We start from the raw sequence: 17,195 nt of genomic DNA on the forward strand, positions 1-17,195 counted from the left end.
ATTTTCATATAGCTTAACAAATTTCTATTTTGCTTTAGAAATTTTTCTATCATCGATTTTAGATACTTTATCATAACATTATTAGATAATTGGCAGAAATAAATAAAACTGAATTCGAGTTTAATCAATCCTGTGTTATTCCTTATAGAATTAACAACGGTAGCATTGAACTGTTATTAATCACTTCGATAAAAAAGCAAAGATGGATATTCCCAAAAGGTTTTATAGAATTCAATCTTTCAGCTTTTGAATCTGCAAAAAAAGAAGCTTATGAAGAAGCAGGTGTTATAGGAGAAAATGAAACTGTTGAACTTGGTTCATTTGAACTAAAGAAGAAAACACGAACTTCTTATGTTAGAATATTTTCAATGGAAGTAACAAAGGAATTAAAAGATTATCCGGAAAAAAATCTACGTAAGCGTAAATGGTTTGCTGTTAGAGAGGCTTTGGATAATATTGAAAATGATGATATTAAAAACTTTGTTAATAAACTTGAAACAAAAATAAAACCAGCTAGTCCAAATCCTGCTTAATAATTTTGTTCACTGCTCCTGAAGCAACTTCATAATCAAAACCCCTTCCCAACAAAAACGAAATGATTTTTTGTTTAAGTTTTCGCAGATCACTTTCACGAGATTTTAAAGTTTCATACTTCTTTTTTGCTAACTCTGATGCAACTTCATTTTGATCTAAATCAGAATCAAACGATTGCAATACCTCCTCAATAATAGTTGCCGAAACTCCTTTATTAAAAAGTGCTGCACGAACTTTATTTTTCCCCCATCGTTTTTTATTGAGTTTTTCTTCTACAAAATGGTTGGTAAAAATCTGATCATCAATAAAAGATTTTTCTTTCAATTCTTTTAGAACAATTTTAATTAATCTTTCTTCATAAGACTTAGTTTTTAATTTAAGAAGTAATTCTCTTTCAGAATGGAATCTTCTTGCAAGAAATGATATCGCTCTTTGTTTTATGTAATAAAGAATATTCTGCTCTACAAAAAAAGAAAAGCGGTCTTCGGAAATTTCATCACCTTTCCTAAGACCGCTGCTGTAAAATGTATCTTCAGATAAAATTAATCGTTGTCCATCTTCAAAATAAACTGAAACATTTTTTTCATCTTTTCTAACAACTCTTTCAATTTTCATCTAAAATTATCTTAACTTTTTATCTATTTCTTTTTACCTTTAGGTTTTTCATCTGTTTTTTCTTCAGCAGGAGCATCAGATTTAAATCCCGGTAAACCAAGTTTAGTTTTTATTTCTATCTCTATTTTTTTATACATATCAGGAAATTCAATGAGTTTCTGTCTGAACTGTTCCCTACCCTGAATTCTGTCTTCCCCGTAAGTAAACCACGCTCCGCCTTTTTTAATAATTCCCAGTTCAGTGGCCATATCGATAACATCACCAGTTTTGCTGATTCCTTCATTGTACAAAATATCAAACTCTGTTTGCTTGAATGGAGGGGCAACTTTACTCTTAACAATTTTAACTTTTGTTCTGTTACCAATTACATTCTCACCATCTTTAATTGCAGCTATTCTCCTGATATCAATTCTAACTGAAGCATAAAATTTAAGTGCGTTACCGCCTGTAGTTGTTTCAGGATTACCAAACATAACTCCAATTTTACTTCTAAGCTGATTGATAAATACAACGGATGTTTTTGATTTGGAAATTGCTCCTGTTAATTTTCTTAAAGCCTGAGACATCAATCTTGCCTGAACCGCCATTGTTGCATCTCCCATTTCACCTTCAATTTCAGAACGCGGAACAAGAGCAGCTACTGAATCTATGACGATAATATCCAAAGCATTGCTGCGTACTAAAGTATCAACAATTTCTAAAGCTTGTTCACCAAAATCCGGTTGCGAGATAAGAAGATTTGCAGTATCAACCCCAAGACGTTTTGCATAATTAACGTCAAGCGCATGTTCTGCATCGATGAATGCTGCAAGTCCTCCCATCTTTTGTGCTTCTGCAATGATATGAAGACATAATGTTGTTTTGCCACTGGATTCCGGACCATAAATTTCGGTGACTCTTCCTCGCGGAATGCCACCAATTCCAAGTGCTATATCTAAAGACAAAGCACCTGTTGGAATTGCTTCAATGTCATTTACTATTCCATCCCCAAGTTTCATTATTGAACCTTTGCCGTACGTTTTTTCTATGCCGGCAATTGTATCATCAATAATTTTTAGTTTTTGTTCTCTTTCAGAAGCCATATTTACTCCAATTCTTTAAGTTTATAATTTTTGATTTCAATATACTCAGATCCCTCCCGATGCAGAATACTTTTATAAAGCGTAATTGAATTAGCATTAAAAAGTATTGGTTTAAAAGTAATTTTTTTGAACTTGTTAACAAAGTTAATTTCCAACTCATTTTTTATTCTTAGCAATGTAATATGCGGGTTGAATTTTCTGTTCTCAGTTGGGATATTAAATTTGTTCAAAGTCTCATTAATCTTATCAATTACTAGTTGTAATTGATCATCCACTACTAACTGTGCCATTAAAATATTTGGTTTGCGATCGCGATAAAAGAAACCAAATTTGATGCACGAACATTTAATCATCTCATATTCTTTAAAGAATATTAATTCGTCAGAGATTTTTCCCATCATCTCATTTGAAACATTGCCAATAAATTTTAAAGTTAGATGTAGTTTGTTAATTGGTTCCCATTTTACATTTTTATCAACACTAATAGTGTCACGCAAACTTATTATTTTTTCAACTACCCCATCCGGTAAGTTAAGTGAAATAAAAAGTCTATTCTTCAAATGCAATTCCTAATAAACTTCTTCTAACCATCTCAAGTGCGGCTTGAGTAGCTCTGCTTTTATTGAGCACACGATCTTCACCAAATTGAAATCTTATAGCAGTACACACTTTGTTATCACAGTATCCGATAAATACAGTACCAACTGGTTTATCTGCTACGCCGCCTGTTGGTCCCATTATTCCGGTTAATGAAATTCCAATATCAGTACCACTAGTTGATTTAATTCCTTCAGCCATTTGTAAAGCTACTTCAGCAGATACAGCACCTTTTTCCAGTATAACATCTTCATTCACTTTAAGTAGTTCCACTTTTGCGGCATTACTATATGTAACAATGCCTCGTTCAAAATAGCTGCTGCTTCCAGAAACATTAGTAAGACGATCGGCTAATCCTCCGCCCGTACAAGATTCTGCAACTGCGATTCTTAAGTCGCGTTCTTTCAATAATCTTCCAACAACTTCTTCTAAATTTTCATCACCTCTACCGTAAATAAATCTGCCAACTTTATTTCTAATTTTTTGCTCTATTTCCAAAAGCTGGTTATTTACTTGTTCTTCACTTTCAGATTTAGCTGTTACCCTTAATCTTACTCCAAATTGATTCGGCAAAAAAGCTAATTGTGCTCCTTTTAAAATAATTTCAATGTCTCCTAAACGCTCAGCTAAAGTGGATTCCGGCAATCCAGTAGTTTGAAGTGTAACTTTCTTTATAAATTCGGTAGGTTGTCCCATTTTTTCAATCAGTTTTGGAATGATATGATTGCTCATCATCGCCTTCATTTCGTAAGGCACGCCCGGCATTACAATAAATATTTTATTATCCTTCTCAATCCAATAGCCAGGAGCAGTCCCATTTTCATTTCTTATAACAGTAGCAACCTTAGGAACCATAGCTTGATCTTCGTGCGTTTTTTTTAGTTCTCTTCCCCGCCGCTTAAGCATACTTTTAATATCCTCAAGAGCGTCTAAATTCTGGACTAATTCTGTTTTAAAATATTGAACAAATGCACTTCTCGTAACATCATCGTGTGTTGGACCAAGTCCGCCAGTACAAATTATTAAATCAGCATTTGAAGCTGCCAATTCAAGTTCATCAAAAATTATTTTAATATCATCTCCAATAGCAGTCGATTTTATTATTGAGATATTATTATCCGCTATAAGATTGCCGATGAACGCAACATTTGTATTAATCGTTTGCCCAATTAATAATTCATCCCCAATTGATATTAAATAAGCTTTCATTTTTTAATAGACTCCGAATATGTAAACAATAAGTTGAACAATTATTAGAGAATAAAAAGCAGCGATTACATCGTCTATCATTATTCCTAATCCACCTTTTAAGGTTTCTGAAGTTCTTGCGGGAAAAGGCTTAACAATATCAAGCAATCGCCAAATTAGAAATGATGTTAAAATGATTAAAAATGTTTTTGGCAGCGCAATAAGTGCAATCCAAGTTCCAACCACTTCATCTACAGTGCATTGGGAAGGGTCTTTACCATAAACTTTTTCAAATTTTGATGAAACAAATAATCCATAAACAAAAACAACAATTATTGTTGGAATAATAACGTAAAGATTTTCAAACTCCGGGATGAGGTAAATTAGAATTGCTGCTAAACTTCCAAAAGTACCTGAAGCAATTGGAATATAGCCCGTATAAAAGCCAGAGCCAATTAATTTTTCAAACCAGTTTATTTGTTTCATTAAATAATTTTTTTATAAGATGTTTATTTTTTAAAAGATATGTTATACCTGAATGCACCGTAATTATTGTAATCACTAACATAATAATATAGATTAAATTTTTGCTGGATAGCTGATTGAATAACTGCTCATTCCCATTATAGACTTCAATTGTGTTAAGCCCGCCATAAAGTAGGAGTAAATAATACAAAAACACCATTTGAAGAACAGTCTTCCACTTTGCGTAATAACTTGTAACAAAATTATACCCCCTGCTTTCAGCATATATTCTTAATAGTGTAACTATCAGATCACGAAGTATGATAAGTACAACCATCCATAACTGAAGTAGCCCAACCAAAACAAATCCAAGAAATGCAGTTGAAGTTAAAATTTTATCCGCGAGCGGATCCCAAAATTTTCCCCAATCTGTTATGTAATTAAATTTTCTTGCAAGCCAACCATCATACCAATCAGTTAATGCAGCAATTAAAAAAACGCCGAGTGAGATTTGAATTAGCAAAGGATCATTGGATAAAAATAGATATAGGAAAATCGGAGTTAAAATTATTCTGAGAATTGTTAGTTGATTTGGGAGTGTCATTTTTAGTTTGTTATTTACTCAGAAAATTTTTCCAGAAATTTATATTCATAAATTCCAGTATTATGTCCATCATTCCAAGCTATCTGAACTGCGTAATTGCCAACTTGATCAATTGATTTTACAGTTAACTGATTTTCAGCAAATAGCGGAATATACTTTTTACCTTGTTTATCTCGTTCCGCTAAACAAGTCGCACAAGGACAACGTTTTCTTAATTCTTTTAATTCAAGTTCACTTTTAGTTCCATCATCCCAGATGATCAACAGATTTTTCTTTTCAACAAGCTTAATCCTAATTGGACTCATTTAAGTAATAGTCTTTCCAGTAAGTTTCTCCAGTGCCTCTAAATATTTTTCACTTGTTCTTTGGATAATATCTTCCGGTAATGGTGGCGGAGGTGGCTGTTTGTTAAACTTAATTGAGACTAAATAATCACGGACAAATTGTTTATCAAAACTTTCCTGAGATTTTCCTTTTTCATATTTATCAAATGGCCAAAATCTGGATGAGTCCGGGGTTAATAATTCATCAACAAGAATTATTTCATTGCCAATTTTTCCAAATTCCATTTTAGTATCTGCAATAATGATTCCTTTGCCCAAAGCAAACTCAACTGAATTCTTATAAATCTCTATAGTTTTATTTTTCATAAAATCAATTGTTTCTGCTCCTGCAATTTGTTTTGCAATATCCTCAGAGATATTCTCATCGTGTAATCCAATTTCTGCTTTTGTGGCAGGAGTAAAAAGTGGTTCGGGAAATTTTTCAGATTCAGCTAATCCAGAAGGAAGCTTTATTCCACAAACTTCACCAGTTTTTTTATAGTCAACCCAGCCCGAACCTGTAATATAACCGCGAACAACACTTTCGATCTGTACAACATCTGCCTTTTGAACAAGCATGCTTCTGCCTTCCAAATCTTCTGCATACTCCAAACACTCTTTTGGGAAATTATTCACATCAGTGGTAATAAGATGATTTTTGATGATGTCTTTAGAGTAATCGAACCAAAACTCTGAAATCTTTGTTAAAACTTTTCCTTTGTAAGGAATTCCTTGTCCCATAATAACATCAAAGGCAGATAATCTGTCTGTAGAGATTATTAAAAAATACTCGCCAAGATCATAAATATCTCTAACTTTGCCGCTCTTTACAAAATTTAATTTTGGAAAATTTGTCTTAAGGATAACTTTTTCTTGCATACTAAACCTATTTTGTTATGACTCAAATATATGCAGGGTTATTGCAGAATTCAATAAAACTATCAGTAAATCTTGATTTCAGTTTATGAATTTGTTTTAAAAAAAAGAGGCATTCGGTAATGCCTCTAAAGGGATGTGGGCAGGGACGGAATTGAACCGCCGACACAAGGATTTTCAGTCCTTTGCTCTACCGACTGAGCTACCTGCCCTTCAAAATTTGAAGTGTAAAAATATGTAATTTCTGCAAAATCACAAACACAATGCAAAATTAAATTTTTCTATTCAACAGTAACACTTTTAGCCAAGTTTCTTGGCTGATCAACATTTAGTCCTTTTTTAACTGCAATGTGGTATGCTAATAATTGTAAAGGAATAACAGTTAGAATAGGCATTAACATTCTAATCGTTTGAGGAATTTTTATAGAATAATCAACCAGCTGATCTATTTCAGTATCATCTTCACTTGCAATAGCGATTGTTCTGCCACCTCTAGCTTTTACTTCCTGTATATTACTAACTATCTTTTCATAAGTGGAATCTTTGGGAGCTATAAAAACAACTGGCATATCTTCATCAATCAATGCAATCGGTCCGTGTTTCATCTCAGCAGCCGGATAACCTTCTGCATGTATATATGAAATTTCTTTTAGCTTTAATGCCCCTTCCAGGGCAACTGGAAAATTATATCCTCGACCCAAGTATAAAAAGTTAGTTGAGTCCTTAAACTCCTCTGCTATAACTTCAATTTGCTTGTTTAATTTTAATATTCTTTCCACTTTTTCAGGTAATGTCCTTAATTCATCGGATATTTGTTTTCCATCAACTCGACTTAAATTTTTTCTTCTTGCTATCAGAAGTGTAATTAATGCCATTACAGTTAGCTGAGAAGTGAAAGCTTTTGTTGAAGCTACACCAATTTCGGGTCCTGCATGAGTATAAACTCCGGCATTAGTTTCACGAGCTATTGAACTTCCAACAGCATTACAAATACCAAGTACAAGTGCACCCTTCAATTTAGCCTCACGCATTGCAGCTAATGTGTCCGCAGTTTCACCACTTTGTGATATAAAAAATATTGCATCATCCTTTTCAATTATTGGGTTTCTATATCTAAATTCAGAAGCATACTCAACTTCTGTTGGAATTCTGCAAAACTGTTCAAACATATACTCGCCAACCAACCCTGCATGCCATGATGTTCCACAGGCAGTGATTATAATTCTTTTTGAATTAACTATTTTATTAACCACGTCAGTTAATCCGCCAAGCACAGAACTACCTTCTTCATCTATAATTCTTCCCCGGATAGAATTTCTTAAAGATTCCGGTTGTTCCATAATTTCTTTTAGCATAAAGTGTGCATATCCACCACGATCTATTTCTTCAAGAGTAATAGTTATTTCGTGAATTTCTTTTTCAATTTCATCATCATGAATTGTTTTAGCACTAAAACTATCTTTCTTGATAACAGCAATCTCACCATCCTCAAGATAGATTACTTGCTTTGTGTGTGATAAAATAGCAGATACATCAGAAGCAATAAAATTTTCACCTTCACCGATTCCAACAACTAAAGGAGACCCTCTTCGAGCGGCTATAATTTTGTCGGGTTCTTTGGTATAAACAATGGCCAATCCGTAAGTGCCTTCAACTTCGTGAAGCGCAAGTTGTACTGATTTGGTTAGATCATATCCCTTTTTGATGAAATTATCAATTAGATGAACAAGAACTTCTGAGTCTGTATCACTTTTAAAAGTATAGCCGAAATTTATTAATCCTTTTTTTAAAACCTGAAAATTTTCAATAATACCGTTATGGATAAGAAATATTGAATTGTCTGTGTTTGAATGAGGATGAGCATTTAATTCATTTGGGATTCCGTGTGTGGCCCAGCGAGTGTGTCCAATTCCTAATGAAGCCGATAGATTTAGTTCTTCAATCTTATCTTCTAAAAGCGAGACCTTCCCTTTATTTTTTACAACAATTGAATTATTATGGTTTATAATTCCAATACCAGCCGAATCATAACCTCTGTACTCTAATCGCTTTAAACCATTAATGAGTATTGGCACACAATTTTTTTCCCCTATATAACCAACAATTCCACACATTAAACAAACTCCAGATATATGATTATTTAAAATTCTTTGAGTACGATGAAGTTACTTAACCTTAGCTAATTTTTGAGTAACTGTTTTAACTTCACCATTATGCTTAGATATTATTTTGTAAAAATACAATCCATTAGCAATCTCATCACCATCCTCGTCTTTACCATCCCAATAGATTTTGTTAAACCCAATTTGCAATGGTGATGATGGAATTAGTTCTCTAATCAATCTTCCTGCCACAGTAAATATCTTTATTTTGAATTCTTCTGGCGGAATAACGCCCCTTAATTCAAATGTAAAGTAAGTATTGTCTGAAAATGGATTAGGATAATTAAACACCTGTAACAAATCGGGATTATTATAAACATTAAAAACTGAGCGAGAAGATGTTGAATCAAAAAAATTTCCAGATGCATCTTTGGCCAAAACTTCTAAAACATGTCTGCCATCTTCAAGTATAGGTTTCCAAGTTATTTCTGCCCGTGAGTTCGGGTACGGAGTATAATTGTATGTTACATCTGGACCAGGCACAGTTAATACTTTTGGAATATTGTTATATGTGTGAACCAAGGTAAAAAAGGTACTATCTAACGGTAATGGACTATTATCTTGGAGAGTTATTACAACCTCTGGTTCAGAGGAAATTATATCTCCATTAATAATTTCTCTTCCGTCAAACGTAATGTTAAAAAGTGGATTTGCTGAATCTCTAACGACATTAAAATTTCCGTTACTTGCATTATTAAATGTATAATATTCTTTTATTGGGGAAGTTGCCACTACGTTAACATTAATTGGAGAAACCGGAGCTGAGTAAAGTAGATCGCTTGTATTTATAGATTTGTTCACCGTAACGAAAGAATCTCCAGGAACATTTACAAATGTTGTATAAAAAGCTGTATCAAGTAAGTTATGGTAAAAGTCTAATCTAAGACTATCCGCTTGAGTATATCCTATATTATCAACTTTTAGACTCATCTCAACAGGAAAACCTTGTAATAGAGTATCGGAAGAAAACATAATCCTTTCTGGGAAAAGATTGAGTTCCGGAAAATAGTCATAATTCACTTGCACTGATTTTAATTTTAGACTTCCAGAGGTACTAAAAGTAGAATCAACAAGATCAAATTTAAGTTTCAGATAAGGGTAATCGACTGGGTTAATATTTTCTATATTAAAACTAGATGAGACATTCGTTGCTAACGTGTCCCATATTTGATTTGCACTATTTTTTCCGAACAAGTTACACAAATAACTTCCAGAGGATCCTAAGTTGTCCATATTATAATGGAGACTTGTCCAATTTCTTGCTGGACCAATTTCTTTTGAAGTAATAGATCCATAGGCTTGTTTATAATTCCCAGCAAATCTATAAAAGCCAAACTTATAATTTTGTACACTCGGTCTATAAAGTCCAGCATATAAATAATTGTTAAAAAAGTCGAAAGTCCAAGAATAAATTTCCAGAGAATAAATAAAAGGAAGGTACTCTTCCTCAAAGAAACCATCAGATAATCTATATTTCCTGATGTAACCGCTATTCCAGCTTTCATACGTTTGTATAAAACCATTTGTTATAAAAAATCCTGTAAATCCATATTGAGAAATTCCGAAAAGTACCATATCAGCTTTTGCAAGTTGCCAATTATTCGATGGATCAAAAGTTCTTAATACATACTTATTTCTATAATTACCATGCCCAGGAGTAATATTATACACGAATTGTCCATCTGAGGTGAGATAGAAACCACTATTACTTAAGAGTCCATCTTCTGTTGGCAATAATTTGCTAGGTAGATAAATTCTCAAAGTGTCGCCTGTATCAATAGTTACTCTAAGTAAGGTAGAATCATCTCCAGTGGCAACATATAAATATCCATCACTGTGATAGAATATTTGGTTTGTGATAGTAACCTCTATATTTGGAATACTCCCATAATTAAAACCTTCTATAGAACCATTTAAGCCAGTGCCTACTTTATATATTTTTGAAGGTCTTCCATCTCGATAATAGCTAACATTTCCATAATAAAGATATGTTCCATCAGTAGTACAGCTTGTAATTTCAGTTGTATCAGAAGTAATTGAAATTATAATTGAGTCCAGAATTGTTTCTGGAGAAGGTCTAGGAGGAAGTAATTTAGTATTTAGGACTAGGGCATCGATTGAGTCAAAATAGCTAATGTTACTAAGTTCAAAATCCAAAAGCTGTTTAGACTCAGCTAGGAATCCAGTACCACTACTCTGGGTAATGGAAAAAGATTCTAATTCCGTGCTATTTGTATCTTGATTTGAAATTATTAGAACTCGCCAAAAATATTTACCTTCAGAAAGTTCGGGTGTTGACCATTTTACTACTCCATCAGTTGGAGTAAGTCCAGAAATATCAATTAAAAAGTTCGAATCAAAATATCTAGATGTATCAATTTTAATATCATATTTAAAACTTTGCTGTACATAATTTCCTGCATCTACAATAATAAAATCAACTTTATTTTTATTTGTGAAAAAGTTTGAAACTGGTTTAACAATTTTAGGTTTATCGAAACTGAACACTGAAAAAGTTGACGAAGCAATATTATCTGAATGATCTTCCTCATCAATAACATCTACTTCATTTACAACACAGATGAGATTCACTTGACCATCTTCCTGAGGAATCCAAGTAAACACCACTGAATCTTTTTCTCCAAAACTTGGTAATTTTACAGATGCAATCAAGCTTGAATCAGAAATATAGTTTTGAAATAATTGAACAGTTACAGAGTCTGAAACAAATGTTCTACCTAAATTTTTAATTTTGACAAGGACTTCAACTGTATCCTTAAAAATAGGATAATTTGGATTTATTGAAATATCCGCAGGCTTAACAACAAAATCTGGGTCAAAAGGAATTGCAAGTTCAATTGCTGGATCTCCTAAAAGTGTTAGAAGTGCCAGCATCGTACCATATGCTTGATTAGATTTTGCAACTAGAATGGCATCCCCAATTACATGGTTTTTTCTCGTATAAAACTCTCTAAACAGTTCTTCATTAAAAAATGCACCAGTGGGCCAAAACGTTACTCCTGAGCTACCTAGAAAAGCAATACTTCCCCTAGAGGGAACTGAATTAAAAATTTCTCCAAATATTTCCTGATTGTCGAAATGTGCAGTATAACAAGTAACACTAATTACAAATGGAAGTCGATTTTCATTATTTAGTGCCAAAATGTCATCATCAGTAAAAACCAAATCCCATTGATAGCCGCCACCATGGCCATAGTAGTTTACAACAGAAGCCCCTTTGTTTATCTCCCTTCTTATTTCAGGGCCATCTCCTTGAAAAGGAATGTATTCAGGTTTATTTGGATATCTGAAAACTTTTCCAGAAGTCATTCCATTTGGAGCAAGAAACATAGTCTCAAGTCTTATATTTCTATCGTTAAATTTAAAATTATTTTCATCAGCAGCTGAGAGACCTGATGAAAATAAAGCAGCATTTTGTTTCCACTCTTTAGTCTGATCAGCTGGATAATTAATAATTTTATCAACAAGCAGATTAGCTTCTTCTAAAGTTTCACAAGAGATTCTACCAATGGCTAATTCAGGAGTAAGATCATTTCCGGCAACAGTCACTATATTATTATCACTAGGAGCCTGCCCGTATAGAGTCGCTTGATATGGAATAGATGGTATAAAATTAGGTCTGCTGTCTGTTAGGATGCTGCGATAATCGTGACTCATATCCCCCATCAGTACAATATAATTTGGGGCAGGAGATTGCCAATTTTCAAATGCATATTTAACAAACATATTAAGGGCAAAGGGGTCAACTAAACCGTATGAAAACTCAGTATATATTTCATTGACTTCAACAACTTTCACCCGTGGGTTTTCAATTCCCGCGATATTTTGAGAGCGATAGTTAGCTAAACGATTTGAAGCCGCTCTAAAATCTGAATGTGTAATTATTATATAATCAGCACCATTTTGATTATTTCTTAAATCTGAAGTACTCGAATAGTGAGAGATGGAATCAATATCCAAGTATGTGTCATTTGAAACAATGAAATATTCTGTTCTTTGAGAAATTGTATCAGCAAAGTATACTCCATTGTCCGAATCGTTAGTAATGCGTGGATTTTCTATCATCTCCGATCTTTGAGGAATATATACCTTCATATTATCTGCTTGCCACTTCCACAAATAATAATTGTTACTTCCCATTTGGTTAGGAGGACTTTTAAAAATATAACTTTTACCATTAATGCGATTCCATCGCCAATAGTCAAATTCAAACCAATTAATTCTAATGTAATCATCTTTGGTGGCCGAACAAACATTGCCATTTACACCTATGCGTACAAAATTATTCTCCCATAGTATTCTTATACTATCTGGCGAAACATCATAAAAACCCCACAAGAAAGATTTCTCAAACGTGTGCGCGATTTGTCTGGTTCCCGAGAAAGTAAAAGTATCAATAACTTGATCATTCATCTCCACAAATACATTATGCCCAGGAGAACATGAAATTAAGTTTATTCCATGAACATTTACTCTTATTTTAGCTTGTGGTAACTCCTCATTCATATTATAATCGAAACGAAGAAAATCGTGTCTAAATATCTGTGCGGCTTGGCCATCTCTGGCTTCTGATTTTCCCCAAAACCAAAAATCCCTGTCTCCGTTATCAGCATATCCAAGTTGTTCATACATCAAATCTTTTTCATACCTAACAGTATTTTGATTGCTAAGTATTTTAGGCCAAGTTGAGGTCGGATAACCATTAATAGATTTAAATTGGTTCACCGTATCTGCCTGATATGAGAACCAGTAAACATTTGTATTATTATAAATATTCATACCCGCGGATGGAGAGGGAGTAACTTCATTACCAATAAATTGCAAATAATCACCAGAGTTAAAAATACCGTCTAATTGTGAATCAACTACATCAATTGGTAATGAAACACCATTATTAAAAATTTCTAGTTTACTATCCTGTATTCCACTTGCGGGAGAAATACCTGAATTAATTAGTTGCTCATAAGTTATTCGATATACACCTTTTTGATTTAAGAATAATTTATAATAATCCTTATTAGGATCATACCAATAATTCTCTTGAGGTAAATCTGATAGCGATTGAATTTTACCCAGAAACCCTAAAGCCTTATCCGAATTAATAACAGTTGCTTTTATCATATTTTCACTTACCCGGTCTGAAATGGGTGTAATTAAATCTTTAAAATTTAGGTCTTCTTTATATTCTATTTTTAGGATGATCTTCTTATTTAGAATAAGAGTTCTTTCAACCGGATTGAACTGAAATGGGGATATAGAAAGTGAAGCCGTCTTGATAAATCTAAAAATTGCCTGGGAGTTTATTTCAGTAGCCATAACAGGAAACAAAGATTTTGTACCATAGATTTCTTGATTATAATTTAGTTTATCAAGTGGTTGATTTGAAGAATCAGGCGTTGAAATAATAAATTTATCAGTATATACTTCATGCTCAATTTCTTGTATACTCACGACTGCATCTGAATTCAAAGGAATGCCAACTTGATAGAACCTGATTGGTAAAAAAGGTTCGCCTGGGTGTCGAAGTGGATATTGATCATCAATAATATTTGTAAATTTTATTCCATCAAGAACAAAATCTTTAATCTCAAATTTATTGCTGAAGTCAAATTCAAGTATCAATTGAGTATTGTCTGACTTAATGATTTTGTAATCTTGCGAAAACGATGTGCTTAGAAATGTAAATGATATTAATATTAATGAAAAACATTAATAAGATAATTTTTCATATAGTAGTGTCCAGCTATTTTTTAGGTTAAAATTGTATATGAAGTTAATTTTTTATGGTAAGCTGTGCAAGGGTAAAAATTAAAGGTATTAATCACTCTTATTATTAATAAAAATACTTTTATCAGAGATTACCTTCATTGCTTAGAACTACTGAAAAAGTTTTGAAAACAATGATTAGATCACTCCAAAATGTCTCGTTTTTGTAGTAATTTATTTCCATCTCAGTGCGCTGCTCAGGAGTTAGCATCTGTCTACCATTAATCTGAGAATACCCTGTTATTCCAGGAAGAAACTTAAACACTTCCTTATGATCAATAGAGTAATTTGATGTGATACTTAAAATTTCTGGTCGTGGGCCAACAATACTCATTTCACCTTTTAAAACATTAATCAATTGTGGAAGTTCATCTATGCTTGTTCTTCTTAAAAATTTACCAACCTTTGTTATTCTAGGATCATTTTGTTGAGTCAATTCTGGGCCAAATTGAAGTGCATTATCAATCATACCCCTAAATTTTATCATTTTAAATGCTTCACCCTCTAAACCTGCTCGAGGGTGTATAAAAAATACAGGGCCTTTTGATTCGAGCTTTATTGCGATGCTGACTATGATAAATAAGGAAATGTAAACAATAAAAAAATAAGACTTAAAATAATATCGGAAAATCGTTTGATGAAGCTGCCCTGTTTACCCATAAAAAGAATAACTATCTACGATATTGGTTCAAAATATCTCTAAGTTCTGTGATAACTTTTTCAACGCTCACATCGGTCATTCCAGGATAAATTGGGAGGGACATTAATCTTGGGAAAGTAGAAGAAGCAACAGGATAATTTTTATCATCAAGTTTAAATGTTTCACTATAGTATAAATGCTGATGAACAGGCATAAAGTGAACTCCGACTTTTTTTTTCGCCATTCCCACATCGCATCAACTTTTTTCAACTGTGGCAATCCAAGTGAAGCTTGAAGATCAGTAAAATTATATTTGTAACCCGGTGCAACAACTTCATAATACCAGGAACCCGCTTCACTATATCTTTTCCAGGCATCTCTATTAATCCCGTGTAAACGCATAATAGCACAACGTTCAGCAATCTCCTGGTCATTCGTGCAAATCATTCCACCTTCACCAGTTGATAGTGTTTTAGTTGCATAGAAACTGAAACAAGTAACATCTGATATTGTTCCAATTTTTTTACCCTTGTAAGTTGCGGGTAGTGAATGTGCTGCATCCTCTAATACCTTAAGTTTGTGAGTTTTTGCTATTGCATTAATCTCATCCAAATCACAAGGTTGACCACCATAATGAACAGGAATGATAGCTTTAGTTTTAGGTGTAATGGCTTTTTCAATTTCTTCAAGCGAGATATTAAGCGTGTCCTTATCAACATCAACAATAATAGGCTTTGCACCAAAGTAACAAACTATCTCAGCAGTGGCAGGAAAAGTCATAGTTGGTACAATTACTTCATCGTCTTTTTCAATACCAAAAGCTTCTAATGTAAGGTGTCCTGCAGCTGTCCAGGAACTTACTGCAACAGATTTTTTCGCACCAATATATTTGTTGAACTCTTCTTCAAACCTGATAGTTTTAGGCCCCATACTTAACCAACCAGAGCGTAAAGTATCGACCATTTCATCTATCTCCTCTTCGGAGATGAAAGGCTTGTGAAAGAGTAAATAGTCTTTATTCATATTCAGTTTTTTATTGATGCTTTTAAGATTCTAATTTACAAATAAGAAGTATTAAGTAAAAATTACTTATTAAAAATGGCAAAGAAATACTAAAAATAAAATCAAAAATAATAATATATTTAATTTTTCAAAATTTAACTTGTTTACCATTAAAATAAAACTTTTACTACTCAACCATTTCAAGATTATCTTCAAGAAATTTTAGGACAGTTTTATTATCACTGATATCAGTAGGTAAATTTATTATTTTTTTTGACAATGAATCTGCTATAAGAAAACTCTTTCGATCAAGATTCCATCTTTCTAAATCTTTTTCGACAGGATGCAATGGTGAAAGGAACCAATCACCAAGAATTATCTTAGATTTAGCAGCTAATTCAAGAAACCTATCCCGATCTTTAACCAATAATGGATACTTAAGAAACAAATGATTATCAAACAATGATTCATCAACATGATTTTTGTTTCTTGACACTAACAACTTTGTGTAATCCTTTGCGTTCTTTTTTCGCAATTGATTAATCTCATTAATTGAATTTAACACTTTTAATCCTCTTTTAACCTGAACATCAGAAATGTCCTTAAAATAATCTGTTGGAATTAAAGCAGATTTTAATTCTATACCTTTGTTTGAACCTAATATAAGGTTGTGCTTACTTAAATATCTATAAAGTGATACAAGTTTTGAGTAAGTATGATTATTAATCACAATCTTTCTAAGTCTTAATAATAAACTTAAACTTAGTTTTTCAGATATAGTAGGTTTTACTTTTTTAACTTCAAACCGTTTTATTTCATCTAAGTTTTTTTCATTGTTTACAACTAAGAATCCACCAATCCCGGTTGAGAATGGTTTGTTCCATTGGCTTGAATAAAAAGCAGCATCACAAAAAGATCCATTTGGTTTTCCATTGTAGGTACCGCCGAATCCATGTGTACAATCTTCAATAGTAAAAAGATTATACTTTTTAGCAATTACAATTATCTCATCAATATTTGATGAAAGTCCAAATGTATTTTGACATAATATAACTTTTGTTTTTTTTGTAATCGCCTTTTCGACAAGTGAGATATCCATATTATAAGTTTGAGCTCTGATATCAACATAAACGGGTTTTAATCCTGCATACAAAATTGCATTTGGAACAACAACACACGTAAACGCAGGTACAATAACTTCATCGGACTCACTAAGATTTAAAGATTTTAATATAGCATATAATGCCACTCTGCCCTTCCAATAAAGGAAAATATTGTGCTCCGAACACTTTAAAACAGAGGCTAATGCCCTTCTATATT

The 17,195-nt window shown here is 32.8% G+C and carries 13 protein-coding genes, 1 tRNA gene and 1 pseudogene; 1 reads left to right on the plus strand and 14 read right to left on the minus strand.

Annotated features, from left to right (window positions below; translation table 11 throughout):
• Positions 1–89 precede the first annotated feature (89 nt).
• A complete protein-coding gene (locus tag IPJ23_03020; protein MBK7629685.1) occupies positions 90–533 on the plus strand; it encodes an NUDIX hydrolase in 444 nt (147 codons plus the stop codon).
• On the opposite strand, the gene IPJ23_03025 is transcribed toward IPJ23_03020, so the two are convergent.
• From IPJ23_03025 to IPJ23_03090, 14 genes and pseudogenes are all read right to left on the minus strand, one after another.
• The gene (locus IPJ23_03025) at positions 514–1,149 is read right to left on the minus strand and encodes a regulatory protein RecX (GenBank protein MBK7629686.1); all 636 of its coding nucleotides are present in this window, start codon (positions 1,147–1,149) and stop codon (positions 514–516) included. The two genes, IPJ23_03020 and IPJ23_03025, sit on opposite strands and share 20 nt — an antisense overlap.
• Before the next feature lie 23 nt (positions 1,150–1,172).
• Positions 1,173–2,231 (minus strand): recombinase RecA, encoded by a 1,059-nt coding sequence (gene recA, locus IPJ23_03030; GenBank protein ID MBK7629687.1) that lies wholly within the window; start codon positions 2,229–2,231, stop codon positions 1,173–1,175.
• Between the two features lie 2 nt (positions 2,232–2,233).
• Entirely contained in the window at positions 2,234–2,791 is a 558-nt protein-coding gene (thpR, locus tag IPJ23_03035) for an RNA 2',3'-cyclic phosphodiesterase (GenBank protein ID MBK7629688.1), read from the minus strand.
• A complete protein-coding gene (locus tag IPJ23_03040) occupies positions 2,781–4,037 on the minus strand; it encodes a competence/damage-inducible protein A (protein MBK7629689.1) in 1,257 nt (418 codons plus the stop codon). Before IPJ23_03040 ends, thpR begins: the two co-directional genes overlap by 11 nt.
• Before the next feature lie 3 nt (positions 4,038–4,040).
• Complete coding sequence (locus tag IPJ23_03045; GenBank protein ID MBK7629690.1) at positions 4,041–4,502, minus strand: phosphatidylglycerophosphatase A; 462 nt, start codon at positions 4,500–4,502, stop codon at positions 4,041–4,043.
• The gene (pgsA, locus tag IPJ23_03050; protein ID MBK7629691.1) at positions 4,480–5,085 is read right to left on the minus strand and encodes a CDP-diacylglycerol--glycerol-3-phosphate 3-phosphatidyltransferase; all 606 of its coding nucleotides are present in this window, start codon (positions 5,083–5,085) and stop codon (positions 4,480–4,482) included. The genes IPJ23_03045 and pgsA overlap by 23 nt, the downstream gene beginning before the upstream one ends.
• 14 nt (positions 5,086–5,099) lie before the next feature.
• On the minus strand, positions 5,100–5,390 hold the full coding sequence (locus IPJ23_03055) for a DUF971 domain-containing protein (GenBank protein MBK7629692.1): 291 nt from the start codon (positions 5,388–5,390) through the stop codon (positions 5,100–5,102).
• Positions 5,391–6,287 carry a phosphoribosylaminoimidazolesuccinocarboxamide synthase gene (locus tag IPJ23_03060; GenBank protein ID MBK7629693.1) on the minus strand — a complete coding sequence of 299 codons (897 nt, stop codon included), beginning with the start codon at positions 6,285–6,287 and terminating at the stop codon, positions 5,391–5,393.
• 136 nt (positions 6,288–6,423) lie between these two features.
• A tRNA-Phe gene (locus IPJ23_03065) sits at positions 6,424–6,496 on the minus strand.
• Between the two features lie 69 nt (positions 6,497–6,565).
• Complete coding sequence (glmS, locus tag IPJ23_03070; GenBank protein MBK7629694.1) at positions 6,566–8,398, minus strand: glutamine--fructose-6-phosphate transaminase (isomerizing); 1,833 nt, start codon at positions 8,396–8,398, stop codon at positions 6,566–6,568.
• Positions 8,399–8,449: 51 nt separating this feature from the next.
• Entirely contained in the window at positions 8,450–14,089 is a 5,640-nt protein-coding gene (locus tag IPJ23_03075) for a hypothetical protein (protein MBK7629695.1), read from the minus strand.
• A 229-nt stretch (positions 14,090–14,318) separates the two neighbouring features.
• Entirely contained in the window at positions 14,319–14,864 is a 546-nt protein-coding gene (locus tag IPJ23_03080) for a sugar transferase (protein ID MBK7629696.1), read from the minus strand.
• A 40-nt stretch (positions 14,865–14,904) separates the two neighbouring features.
• Positions 14,905–15,896, minus strand: a pseudogene (locus IPJ23_03085) (DegT/DnrJ/EryC1/StrS aminotransferase family protein).
• 166 nt (positions 15,897–16,062) lie between these two features.
• Entirely contained in the window at positions 16,063–17,124 is a 1,062-nt protein-coding gene (locus IPJ23_03090) for a DegT/DnrJ/EryC1/StrS family aminotransferase (protein ID MBK7629697.1), read from the minus strand.
• Between the last annotated feature and the right edge of the window lie 71 nt (positions 17,125–17,195).

The organism is Ignavibacteriales bacterium, assembly GCA_016709765.1.
In the GTDB taxonomy this organism is placed as follows: Bacteria; Bacteroidota; Ignavibacteria; order Ignavibacteriales; family Ignavibacteriaceae; genus IGN3.

Coding starts and splice junctions, on each gene's coding strand:
- glmS (MBK7629694.1), bottom strand. CDS start 8,398: ATGTGTGGAATTGTTGGTTATATAGGGGAAAAAAATTGTGTGCCAATA.
- IPJ23_03055 (MBK7629692.1), bottom strand. CDS start 5,390: ATGAGTCCAATTAGGATTAAGCTTGTTGAAAAGAAAAATCTGTTGATC.
- IPJ23_03040 (MBK7629689.1), bottom strand. CDS start 4,037: ATGAAAGCTTATTTAATATCAATTGGGGATGAATTATTAATTGGGCAA.
- IPJ23_03060 (MBK7629693.1), bottom strand. CDS start 6,287: ATGCAAGAAAAAGTTATCCTTAAGACAAATTTTCCAAAATTAAATTTT.
- IPJ23_03045 (MBK7629690.1), bottom strand. CDS start 4,502: ATGAAACAAATAAACTGGTTTGAAAAATTAATTGGCTCTGGCTTTTAT.
- pgsA (MBK7629691.1), bottom strand. CDS start 5,085: ATGACACTCCCAAATCAACTAACAATTCTCAGAATAATTTTAACTCCG.
- IPJ23_03025 (MBK7629686.1), bottom strand. CDS start 1,149: ATGAAAATTGAAAGAGTTGTTAGAAAAGATGAAAAAAATGTTTCAGTT.
- recA (MBK7629687.1), bottom strand. CDS start 2,231: ATGGCTTCTGAAAGAGAACAAAAACTAAAAATTATTGATGATACAATT.